The following is a 1,739-nucleotide window of genomic DNA, read 5'->3' as shown; positions in this document are numbered from 1 at the left end:
GCCGACGACGGTCATCGACTGGTCGGGCGGTGCTCCGGAGGTCGTGCGGTACGGCGCCGGCGACGCCTCGCGCTTCGAGGCCTGAGCCGCCGGGACCGTAGCGGGGGGTCGTGCAGGTGCGCGACCTCGGCCAGAGGGCACGCGCCATTCGTGCGCCCGTGCGCAAGGACGACTCAGCGCAGGAACGTCTCCAGCAGCGGTCCGGCCGTCTGTGAGCCGGAGACGCCGGTCTCGACGAAGACGGCGACGGCCAGGTCGCCCTGGGTGGCGATCATCCACGTGTGCGTCGGCAGGGACCCGGAGGCGTCGGGGCGGCCGTACTCGGCGGTGCCGGTCTTGGCGCCGATCTCGCCGGGCAGTGCGGCCAGGAAGCCGCCCGAGCCGTCGGTGACCACGGCCCGCATGAGGCCGCGGAGCTGGGTGGCCTCCGCTGCGGTCAGCGGCGTCGGGTCGGCCGCGGAGGGGACCTCGTGGTCGAGGACGAGACGCGGGGTGACCGTCGTACCGGCGCTGACCGACGCGGCGACGGTCGCCATCGCCATGGGCGAGGCGAGGACCGTGCCCTGGCCGATGAGGTCGGCCGCCTTCTCGGTCTCGCCCTGGGGGAGGGGGACCTGTCCGAAGTACGCCGGAAAGCCGAGGTCGCGGTCGATCCCCAGCCCGAGCGAGCCGGCCGCCGCGGCGAGGGCGGTGTCGTCGAGGCGGTCTCGCTGGGAGATGAAGGCGGTGTTGCACGAGTTGGCGACCGCCTGGCGCAGCGTGATCCGGCCGATGCCGGAGGCGGGGTAGTCGTCGTAGTTCTTGAACGTCTTGCCGTCGACCACCGTGGTGGCATYGCAGTCGACCGGGCTGTCGGGACCGAGCCCGGCCCGCAGGAGCGCCAGCGAGCTGACCACCTTGAAGGTCGAGCCGGGTGCGTACTGGCCGAACGTGGCGGCGTTGAGCCCGTCGTTGCCCGGGCCGTTGGCGGCGGCGAGGATGTCGCCGCTGGACGGTCGGATCGCCACGAGGGCGCTGACCGGCCCGGTGCCGGCCAGTGCCTGCTCGGCCTTCTGCTGCAGGGCTGGGTCGAGGGTGAGCCGCAGGGGTCGACCGGGGACCGGAGGCTGCTCGAACAGCGTGCGGTCCGCCTCGCCGCCGGTGGCGCTGACGCGCAGACCGGGTGTCCCGCGCAGCTGCTCGTCGTACCGGGCCTGGAGCCCGGAGAGCCCGACCACGTCTCCCGCGGCGATCGCACCGCCGGAGGCCTCGACGGCCTCGGCGGTGGCGTCGCCGACCACACCGAGCAGCGGGGCTGCGAACTCCCGGGTGGGCGCGAGCGGCAGCTCGTCCTCGAACCGCGCCGCCCCGGGGATGGCGGCGTAGGCCGGGGTGAGCGTGGTGGCGGCGTCGTCGGCGCGCAGGACCAGCGCCTCGACGAACGCCTTGTCGCCGGCCGCCTCCACCTGCGCGACGTAGTCGGCGACGCCCAGGTCGAGCGCGCGGGCGACGGCGCGGGCCGAGGACGTCCACTGGTCGGGCCGGGCCTGGGTCTTGTCCAGCCCGAGGCGCACGACGGGGCGCGGACCCACGATCGTGCTGTCCCCGGCCCCGAGGACCGGTCCGCGCTCGGCGGGCAGGCTGCTGAGGGCCAGGCTCTCCCCGGGTGCGAGGTCGGGGGCGACGACGGCGGGGCTCCAGGTGACCTGCCAGGCGTCGTCCACCCTGGTCGCCTCGACCGGTGTCTCGTAGGCCCACTC

At 75.0% G+C, this 1,739-nt stretch carries 1 protein-coding gene; it reads right to left on the bottom strand.

What is annotated here, in order from left to right:
- Positions 1-173 precede the first annotated feature (173 nt).
- Positions 174-1,739, bottom strand: a 1,566-nt coding sequence (locus tag ACXJKL_RS20475) for a penicillin-binding transpeptidase domain-containing protein (protein ID WP_457208834.1), incomplete at its 5' end; no start/stop codon positions are given.

The organism is Nocardioides sp. P5_C9_2 (genome assembly GCF_054049555.1).
The sequence above is the reverse complement of the archived record's forward strand: the minus strand, read 5'-3'. Positions and strand labels throughout refer to the sequence as shown.